Origin of the sequence: Pseudoalteromonas sp. APC 3691 (genome assembly GCF_030408135.1) — a bacterium.
GTDB lineage: Bacteria > Pseudomonadota > Gammaproteobacteria > Enterobacterales > Alteromonadaceae > Pseudoalteromonas.
In genome coordinates this window covers 1-9,052 of record NZ_JASDCB010000100.1, presented here as the reverse complement: position 1 = coordinate 9,052, position 9,052 = coordinate 1, and the positions used below count along the sequence as shown (strand labels likewise).

The 9,052-nt window shown below is 39.6% G+C and carries 10 protein-coding genes; 9 read left to right on the top strand and 1 reads right to left on the bottom strand.

Going from position 1 to position 9,052, the window contains the following annotated elements:
- The first annotated feature begins 568 nt into the window (after nucleotides 1–568).
- The 4 genes from coxB to QL998_RS19670 are packed head-to-tail and all read left to right on the top strand — an operon-like array spanning nucleotide 569 to nucleotide 4,744.
- Nucleotides 569–1,711: a cytochrome c oxidase subunit II gene (gene coxB / locus QL998_RS19685; RefSeq protein WP_182197963.1), complete on the top strand. Its 1,143-nt coding sequence runs from the start codon at nucleotides 569–571 to the stop codon at nucleotides 1,709–1,711.
- Nucleotides 1,711–3,303 (top strand): cytochrome c oxidase subunit I, encoded by a 1,593-nt coding sequence (ctaD, locus tag QL998_RS19680; RefSeq protein WP_024595091.1) that lies wholly within the window; start codon nucleotides 1,711–1,713, stop codon nucleotides 3,301–3,303. The genes coxB and ctaD overlap by 1 nt, the downstream gene beginning before the upstream one ends.
- Nucleotides 3,303–3,833, top strand: coding sequence for a cytochrome c oxidase assembly protein (locus QL998_RS19675; protein ID WP_024595090.1), 531 nt, complete (start codon nucleotides 3,303–3,305; stop codon nucleotides 3,831–3,833). Before ctaD ends, QL998_RS19675 begins: the two co-directional genes overlap by 1 nt.
- A gap of 35 nt (nucleotides 3,834–3,868) precedes the next feature.
- Nucleotides 3,869–4,744: a cytochrome c oxidase subunit 3 gene (locus QL998_RS19670; protein ID WP_076925818.1), complete on the top strand. Its 876-nt coding sequence runs from the start codon at nucleotides 3,869–3,871 to the stop codon at nucleotides 4,742–4,744.
- Here the strand turns inward: QL998_RS19670 and QL998_RS20800 are convergent.
- A complete protein-coding gene (locus QL998_RS20800) occupies nucleotides 4,647–4,955 on the bottom strand; it encodes a DUF2909 family protein (protein WP_356948114.1) in 309 nt (102 codons plus the stop codon). The two genes, QL998_RS19670 and QL998_RS20800, sit on opposite strands and share 98 nt — an antisense overlap.
- Nucleotides 4,956–4,969: 14 nt before the next feature.
- Between QL998_RS20800 and QL998_RS19660 the strand changes: the two genes are divergently transcribed.
- From QL998_RS19660 to QL998_RS19640, 5 genes are read left to right on the top strand one after another with little or no spacing between them, the layout of a single operon-like run.
- Nucleotides 4,970–5,710 (top strand): SURF1 family protein, encoded by a 741-nt coding sequence (locus QL998_RS19660; RefSeq protein WP_290193332.1) that lies wholly within the window; start codon nucleotides 4,970–4,972, stop codon nucleotides 5,708–5,710.
- Nucleotides 5,700–6,194, top strand: a complete 495-nt coding sequence (locus QL998_RS19655; protein ID WP_182197964.1) for a transmembrane cytochrome oxidase associated protein — start codon at nucleotides 5,700–5,702, stop codon at nucleotides 6,192–6,194. Before QL998_RS19660 ends, QL998_RS19655 begins: the two co-directional genes overlap by 11 nt.
- Before the next feature lie 29 nt (nucleotides 6,195–6,223).
- A complete protein-coding gene (locus QL998_RS19650) occupies nucleotides 6,224–7,213 on the top strand; it encodes a COX15/CtaA family protein (RefSeq protein ID WP_182197965.1) in 990 nt (329 codons plus the stop codon).
- Between the two features lie 12 nt (nucleotides 7,214–7,225).
- Entirely contained in the window at nucleotides 7,226–8,155 is a 930-nt protein-coding gene (gene cyoE, locus QL998_RS19645; protein ID WP_182197966.1) for a heme o synthase, read from the top strand.
- Complete coding sequence (locus QL998_RS19640) at nucleotides 8,152–8,769, top strand: SCO family protein (RefSeq protein ID WP_076925824.1); 618 nt, start codon at nucleotides 8,152–8,154, stop codon at nucleotides 8,767–8,769. Before cyoE ends, QL998_RS19640 begins: the two co-directional genes overlap by 4 nt.
- Nucleotides 8,770–9,052: the final 283 nt, after the last annotated feature.

Below are 9,052 nucleotides of genomic sequence, written 5' to 3'. Positions count from 1 at the left end.
TGGCAAAACTCAGTCGTAAGGTGTAATTCTTTAATAAATTCAGACATAAAAATAGGCCACAACTTCTGTTGTAGCCTATTATGAGCCCTTTGAAAGATCGTTCAATTAGCTTAAACGATCTGCATTAACTAATTAGTACGCATTTTTGTTTTAAAATTCGTACTAAAATAGGGTGCAACCAGCCCACTGACTATTCAACCTGTAAACTTTTTTGCACTTATAATTTCCCCTCCAAATGCGTTAAACCCCTTTGTTTTTCTCATCTTTTGAACTTCCTGTTGCCTAGCTAGTTGCTGATTTTTTGTTAATTACCCAATTACAACCTGATTGTTTTTTATACTAAAACTTGCTTGTTGTTCATTTTTTAGCTAATTGTTAATGTGCTGAGCTAATAATAACTCACAGCTTTTTAGTTTTGAGAACACACAATATACACAAACACGTTGTTGGCGCAGCAAAACCAATCAATATTAAATGAGATTGGCTAAAAAAATAAAAATAACGAATTGGCGTTTAAGCCGTATGCCTCTTCGCTTTGCATTCGCAATAGCATCAAAGGAGCCACCACATGGGTAAACTGACCTCTACCTTGTGGCTTATATTATGTGTTTTTTCGCACCCAGTTTTGGCTAACAGCCAATACAATATGCGCAAAGGCGTAACCGATATAAGCAATAATGTATATCAGCTGCACATGACCATATTTATAATATGTTGTGTGATTGGGGTGATAGTGTTCGCAATTATGTTCTGGGCACTTATTCATCACCGTAAATCTAAAGGGGCTGTACCTGCCCAATTTCACGAAAGCACTAAAGTAGAAATACTTTGGACTGCAATTCCGTTTGTTATTTTAATTGCTATGGCAGTACCAGCCACTAAAACCCTAATTGCAATGGAAGATGCCAGCAAAGCTGATCTCACTATTAAAATTACAGGCTCACAATGGAAATGGCATTATGAATATATGGGCGAAGATGTAGAGTTCTACTCTATTTTATCTACCCCGCAAGATGAAATCGCTAATCTTGCAGATAAAAATCCTAACTACTTACTTGAGGTTGATAAACCTCTCGTACTGCCAATAAATCAAAAAGTACGATTTTTAATGACTTCTGACGATGTTATCCACTCTTGGTGGGTACCTGATTTTGCAGTTAAAAAAGATGCGAACCCCGGCTTTATAAATGAAACATGGACGAACATAAACGAAGAAGGTACTTACCGAGGCCAATGTGCTGAGTTGTGTGGTAAAGATCATGGCTTTATGCCCGTTGTGGTGGTTGCTAAATCTGAGGCTGATTTTGAAACATGGCTTGCAGATGCAAAGCAGGCTAAGCAAAAAGCAGCATTAGCAGATGCCGCATTACTTGATAAAACCCTCCCAAAAGAAGAATTAATGACTTTAGGCGAACAAGTATATATGGCCAATTGCGCTGCATGTCATCAGCCCACTGGCATGGGATTACCGGGTGTATTTCCTGCACTTAAAGGCAGCCCGATAGTGCTTGGCGGTATAAAAGATCACATTGATGTAGTTATCCATGGACGACCTGGTACGGCAATGCAAGCATTTGCCAAGCAGTTATCTATAAAGCAATTAGCAGCGGTTATTACTTATAAACGTAATGCGTGGGGTAATGATACGGGTGATGTTATTCAACCGAGTCAAATACAGGCAGCACTTGATGCCAAAGTGGAGGCGAACTAATGAGTAGCATAGTAGAACAACCTAACGCCAATGAAGCTCATCATGCTCATCACCCAGCTAAAGGTTTTAAACGCTGGCTTTACACAACTAATCATAAAGATATAGGTAGTTTATATTTAATTTTTTCGCTGACCATGTTCTTAATTGGTGGTGGAATGGCCATGGTGATCAGAGCTGAATTATTTCAACCTGGTTTACAGTTGGTCGATCCTCACTTTTTTAATCAAATGACCACAGTGCATGGTTTAATTATGGTGTTTGGTGCGGTTATGCCGGCCTTTACAGGCCTTGCTAATTGGATGATACCGCTAATGATTGGCGCGCCAGATATGGCATTGCCAAGAATGAATAACTGGAGCTTTTGGATTTTACCGTTTGCGTTTTTAATCCTATTGGCATCGTTATTTATGCCTGGTGGGGGTCCTGCATTTGGTTGGACTTTTTATGCACCACTGTCCACAACATACAGTAATGATAATACTGCATTGTTTGTATTTGCCGTACATATTATGGGGATTAGCTCAATAATGGGCGCAATCAATGTGATTGTAACCATAGTGAACTTACGTGCCCCCGGCATGACATGGATGAAGTTGCCCTTATTTGTATGGACGTGGTTAATTACTGCCTTTTTATTAATAGCGGTAATGCCTGTGCTTGCAGGGGCTGTCACTATGGTACTTACCGATAAGTACTTTGCGACCAGCTTTTTTGATGCCGCAGGCGGTGGCGATCCGGTGATGTTCCAACACATTTTTTGGTTTTTTGGTCATCCCGAAGTATACATAATGATTCTTCCTGCCTTTGGCATTATATCTACAATAGTACCTACCTTTTCTCGTAAAAAACTTTTTGGCTATGCCTCAATGGTATACGCCACATCCTCCATAGCACTATTGAGCTTTATTGTATGGGCTCATCATATGTTTACCACTGGGATGCCGGTCGCTGGCGAGTTGTTTTTTATGTACGCGACCATGCTTATATCGGTACCTACAGGCGTAAAAGTATTTAATTGGGTTGCCACAATGTGGAAAGGCTCAATAACTTTTGAAGTGCCAATGCTTTTTAGTATTGCGTTTATTGTGCTGTTTACCTTAGGTGGTTTTTCGGGATTGATGCTGGCAATTACACCTGCTGACTTTCAATATCACGATACTTATTTTGTAGTGGCGCACTTTCATTATGTATTAGTAACAGGGGCCGTATTTTCGATAATGGCAGGGGCTTATTACTGGTTGCCCAAGTGGACGGGCAATATGTTTAATATCACGTTAGCTAAATGGCATTTTTGGCTATCACTGGTGAGCGTGAATGTACTGTTTTTTCCTATGCATTTTGTAGGGCTTGCCGGTATGCCACGTCGAATTCCCGATTACGCACTCCAATTTGCCGACTTTAACGCAATCATAAGTATTGGTGGATTTGCCTTTGGTTTATCGCAATTGTTGTTTGTAGCTGTGGTAATTAAATGTGCACGCGGTGGCGATAAAGTACCTGCAAAAGTATGGGAAGGGGCAGAAGGGCTTGAGTGGGAAGTTGACTCTCCAGCGCCATATCATACTTTTTCTAAGCCGCCGGTAATCAAGTAGTGACACACGCACCGCTACTCAAACGATTGGTACTTATTTGCATAGGCATGTTTGCCTTTGCCTTTGCTTTAGTGCCTTTGTATGACGTGTTTTGCGACGTAACAGGGCTTAATGGAAAACCTTCGCTTGAGCAAGCAGAGCAAAGTACGCAAATAATACAAAACCGAGAAGTTGGCGTTAGTTTTACTACTCACGCGCAAAGAGGTGCACCGTTTGAAGTTAAATCAAAAGAATACAGTGTTGTGGTAAAACCCGGTGCAATGCGTGAAGTAATGTTTAGTGCTAAAAATAACAGCAACCTAGATAAAGTAATGCAGGCTGTACCATCAGTCTCGCCAGGTAAAGCGGCAAAGTATTTACATAAAATAGCGTGTTTTTGCTTTGATCAGCAACCTCTAAAAGCAGGGGAAGAACTTGAATTTAAATTACTTTTTTATGTTGATACCGCACTGCCAAGCGACATTGAAGAACTAACTTTATCTTATACAGTATTTGATATTAGTGAACAGCTGGTGGCAAGTAATAACTAGCTTTTTAAACTAGTGTGAAACTAGGAGTAAGTAAAATGAATCAAGAATATGAGCATTATTATGTACCAGAGCAAAGCCCGTGGCCTATTGTGGGCGCGGTTGCATTGTTTTTTATTGCAGTAGGGGCAGGCTTAACAGTTATGAGTGTAGGCAAAGAAGGGGGGATCGGGGTTTACCTGCTTTATGCCGGTATTGCTGTGCTTTTGTATATGTTGTTTAGCTGGTTTAAAAATGTAATTAGTGAGTCGGACCAAGGTTTGTACTCAGCACAAATGGATCGCTCTTTTAGGCAAGGTATGAGCTGGTTTATTTTTTCTGAAGTGATGTTTTTTATGGCCTTTTTTGGTGCGCTTTTTTATGCACGCGTATTGTCGGTACCTTGGCTTGGAGGCGCAGGCAATAATGCAATGACCAATGAAGTATTATGGCCAACTTTCGAAGCTGTTTGGCCGCTAGTTTCAACACCTGCAGGCGAAACTACTCAAGCTATGGGCTGGCAAGGTTTGCCGCTTATTAATACCTTAATACTGCTTACTTCCTCAGTTACTTTACATTTTGCCCATGTAGCGATGGAAAACAATAAACGTACTCCACTTAAAGTTTTTTTAGGCGCTACTATTTTATTGGGTGTTTGCTTTTTAGGGTTACAAGTTGAGGAATATATTCATGCGTATAACGACTTAAACTTAACGCTAGATGCAGGTGTTTACGGTAATACGTTCTTTTTATTGACTGGTTTTCATGGCATGCATGTAACCCTTGGAACCGTACTTTTATTTGTAATATTTTTACGGATATTAAAAGGGCACTTTACTAAAGATAAGCATTTTGCTTTTCAAGCAGCTGCTTGGTATTGGCACTTTGTTGATGTGGTGTGGCTGTGTTTGTTTGTATTTGTATATGTGCTGTAGCGTTTGTTGGCGAATTATTTGCTCTAATAAAACCAAGTTTAAGTGCTGCAATAACAACAACTAAAACAACGACCGAAAACAATACGCGACGACCTAAAAAGTGAGACATAGGTCGTCCCCCAGTTTTTCCTGACACCATAATAAACAATGCTCTAAATAAGTTAAAAAGTATAAATATTAACAACAGTACGATAATAATTTTAATAATCACTGAGTTGACCCTTTATGCAGTTAGTTTTATGGCACAAACAAAAGCTTAGTTCACTAATCACACTTTGTATGGTTGTGGTTGTTGTACTTGTGTGTGTGCGACTAGGGTTTTGGCAGCTGGAGCGGGGTGAGCAAAAACAGCAGCAACTAACCGCTATTGCTAAGCAACAGACTCGTGGTGTGATGAGCTGGTCTCAATTACTTAACCTGCCTGATAGCTGGAACAAAACAGGTGTATTGGTTGAGTTAAAAGGGCGGTTTGTACAAAACCAATATTGGCTTTTAGATAATCAAGTTTATAACGGGCAAGTAGGGTACGACTTACTTGCTTTACTAAAGCCAGACAGCGAAGAAAAAGTGATTTTAGTTAATTTAGGATGGGTAAAAGCGCCTATATCTAGAGGTACAATGCCAAAGGTTACTCTGCCTACAGGTGTTTTTATTCTTAAAGCGCAAATAAAAGAAAATAACTTAAGTAGCTTTACGCTTGAAGATAAAACTACAAATAACGACTTACCTACAAGAATCCAATCTATCGACTTGAATATGCTGAGCACTCAAAGCCAGCAATCATTAATTAATTTTATGGCTTACAGACAAGGTACTGGTGATGAGATTGCAACACCTCATTATGAGGCTGTTGTTATGAGCCCTCAAAAACATAATGCCTACGCTGTGCAATGGTTTTTAATTGCTGTTGCATGTGCTGTTGTTGCTATTTTTGCGAGTAAAAAAAGGACACATAATGAAAAATAATCCCCTTTTATTGTTTGTGGGTTGCTGCGCAATCCCATTAGTTTTGGCATATGGCGCATTAAAGTTTGATTGGTTGCCTACTGCAATTACTAATAATGGAGAGTTTTTAAGCCAAGAAATAAAACTTAAAAATTGGCCGCAAAATAATCCCAAGCAATGGACTATTGCACTTAATTACTCAAAAGAATGTAACACCCCATGCAGCGAACAGCTCAATGCACTTAATAATTTATATGTGGCACTTGGTAAAAACCAAGGCAAGGTTGATATGGCTGTAATGGGAAGCCTCGACAATAAAAATCTACCATGGAAAATTATTACCGAACAACAGAGCTTAAAACCTGCAAGTTTATATTTAATTGATCATATGGGGTTAGTGGTACTTGAATATCCCTTTAAGGTCGAGCCACAAGAAAACCGTATAGTACAAAAAGGGTTATTAAAAGATCTAAAAAAATTACTTAACTATTCTCGTTCTAGCTAATTGATCAGCTTATTTAAGTGGAGTGTCTAATGTATAAAAATTATAAAAACTTAGTATTAATAACAGGATTACTCGCTTTAATTGTGGTTGCTTTAGGTGCGTACACCCGCTTAAGCGATGCAGGTTTAGGGTGCCCCGATTGGCCTGGCTGTTACGGCTTTTTAACGGTACCTAAGCATGAGGCCGATATAGCTTTAGCAACTCAAAGCTACCCCGATATGATGTTCGAAACCGCAAAAGCGTGGAAAGAAATGATTCATCGCTATTTTGCAGGTGCTTTAGGCTTACTTATTTTAGGTTTATTTGTGTTGGCTTTTTTAAAACGCCAATATCCAACTACGCCAGTTAAATTGCCTTTGGCTTTGCTTCTACTAGTGGTGTTTCAGGCTGCCCTTGGTATGTGGACAGTAACCATGAGCCTTCAGCCTCTTATTGTAATGGGCCACTTATTAGGTGGCTTTAGTATTTTGTCACTTATAACACTTTTATATTTACGGCTAACCGCAAAACCTATTATGGGGGGCGATAGCGGCGCAAAACGCTATTTTGCTTTGAGTTTAGTCGCGCTTAGTGTGTTGGTTATCCAAATTGCACTTGGTGGTTGGCTGGCTGCAAATTACGCCGCTCCGCATTGTAGTGGTTTGCCATTGTGTAATTACGCACAACCGTTTTCATTGAGTAGCGTATTTCAATTACCACTTGAGCACAGTAATTATGAGTTTGGTGTGTTATCACAGCAAGCGCGTATGTCTATCCATTTATTACACCGCATTTGGGCACTCGTTACTTGCATCGTTCTGGCATTAATTATGTGGAAAATATACAGACAAGCGTACTCTAAAAAAATTAAAAATTGTGTTGTGAGCGTATTACTTGTCCTGCTGTGCCAAATTAGTTTAGGGCTTATTTTAGTACATTGGCATATTCCGTTGGGAGTTGCACTGGCGCATAACTTGATGGCTGCCATACTGTTATTAAGCATGGTTAGGTTGTGTTATTACCTAAAATCACGCACATAAAGGGGAAATATGATGGTACTTATAATTGATAAAAAAATACTGCTACCCGTTAATACTCAATCGCTAATTTCGCGTACTCATAGTTTGCTGCAAGACTACTTAGCAATTAGTAAATTTAAAGTGGTAGCCATGCTGGTGCTAACAGCTTGGGTTGGTTTAGCGCTGGCTCCCGATGTGGGGCGCGGTATGGTCGTACAGTTTATTAGCTTGTTAGGTATAGGGCTACTTTCTGCTGCTGCAGCGGTTATTAATCATGTGGTTGATAGCGAGATAGACTCAAAAATGGCACGGACTCGTCATCGCCCTGTGGCTAAAGGGCGCTTAAGTAAAACACATGCGCTTAGTTTTGCAGCTGTTATTGGGGTTGCCGGCTTTATTATGCTGATGGTATGGGCTAATACCTTAACCGCTATATTAACGTTATTTGCATTGGTAGGTTATGCATTTGTTTATACATCATTTTTAAAGCGTGCAACGCCGCAAAATATTGTTATAGGTGGGTTGGCTGGCGCAATGCCTCCATTATTAGGTTGGGTGTCAGAAACAAACCAAATGGCAGCAGCCCCTTGGTTACTCGTAATGATAATATTTACCTGGACCCCACCACACTTTTGGGCACTGGCTATAGCACGAAAAAGTGATTATGAACGCGCTAAAATCCCTATGCTGCCAGTAACACACGGTATCGATTTTTGTAAAACGTGCGTCGTTGCTTACTCTGTTTTACTCGCTGTAGTTTGCGTATTGCCTTATTTAATTGGTATGTCTGGATTAATATATTTAATAGGTGCGTGTGTATTAAATGCAGTGTTTATATATAAAGCGGTTAAATTAAAAATTGCTGGAAATGATGAGGCTGCAATGGACTTATTTCGTTTTTCGATTATTCATTTAATGGTACTCTTTGTAATCTTATTTATAGATAAATGGCTCCCTTTATGAAGCAGTTATGGCTTGGATTAATTGTTATTTTAGTTTTGTTTTTATCAGCATGTTCAAATGAAAATAGCCGACCAGATGTAGATGCATTAGTTTACGAAAATGCAAAGCCACTGTCTGATTTTACGCTAAACGATCAGCGCGGCGAATTAGTGACTAAACAACAATTTTTAGGGCAGTGGAATTTAGTATTTTTGGGCTATACAAGCTGTCCAGATATTTGCCCATTAACACTTGCTAAGTTAAATGCTGTTTATAAAAATTTACAAGCAGATTATCCGCTGCAAGTTTGGTTTTTATCGGTTGATCCAAAACGCGATACGCCAGCTAAACGAAAGCAATACATAGATTACTTTAACCCTGACTTTTTAGCTGTATCAGGAGAGCATAAACACCTTTTTCCTGTAGTTCGAGAGCTTGGTTTAATCTACGCCATTAGCGATAGTAGTGAATCAGAATATGCTGTTGATCATAGTGCCTCGGTCGCTATGGTTGATCAAAATGGAGCCGTTAGAGCTATTTTTAAACCAGAATTTAAACAAGGTAGTGTGCCATTAATTAATGCGACTACTTTAACTGAAGAGTTTAAAAAAATAGCTGATTACTACAAAAACTAGTTTTTACTTTTTAACAATTTTAAAGGAGCTTTAGGCTCCTTTTTTGTTTGCCCAGCGAAGCTGGCAAACCCGATAGGCTGAAAGATGCCTTATCACCCTGACTAAGGGGAAGATAATCTGAATGGCAAGGGCGTCACTGGCCAACGGTGGGGTCTGAAGGAAGCCATAAGAAGTTAGAGGTACACAACTAACCGTAACCTGTTTCGGCAGTATTGGTGGGTCAGCGTGCAAAATAGCGCAACGCCCTATACTTAGTCAGACCAATACTGTGCTTGAGGGTGGG

What these genes read in the sequence shown, in the direction of transcription:
- ctaD (WP_024595091.1), top strand. Translation starts at nt 1,711, where the DNA reads ATGAGTAGCATAGTAGAACAACCTAACGCCAATGAAGCTCATCATGCT.
- QL998_RS19640 (WP_076925824.1), top strand. Translation starts at nt 8,152, where the DNA reads ATGAAGCAGTTATGGCTTGGATTAATTGTTATTTTAGTTTTGTTTTTA.
- QL998_RS19660 (WP_290193332.1), top strand. Translation starts at nt 4,970, where the DNA reads ATGCAGTTAGTTTTATGGCACAAACAAAAGCTTAGTTCACTAATCACA.
- cyoE (WP_182197966.1), top strand. Translation starts at nt 7,226, where the DNA reads ATGGTACTTATAATTGATAAAAAAATACTGCTACCCGTTAATACTCAA.
- QL998_RS19650 (WP_182197965.1), top strand. Translation starts at nt 6,224, where the DNA reads ATGTATAAAAATTATAAAAACTTAGTATTAATAACAGGATTACTCGCT.
- QL998_RS19670 (WP_076925818.1), top strand. Translation starts at nt 3,869, where the DNA reads ATGAATCAAGAATATGAGCATTATTATGTACCAGAGCAAAGCCCGTGG.
- QL998_RS19655 (WP_182197964.1), top strand. Translation starts at nt 5,700, where the DNA reads ATGAAAAATAATCCCCTTTTATTGTTTGTGGGTTGCTGCGCAATCCCA.
- coxB (WP_182197963.1), top strand. Translation starts at nt 569, where the DNA reads ATGGGTAAACTGACCTCTACCTTGTGGCTTATATTATGTGTTTTTTCG.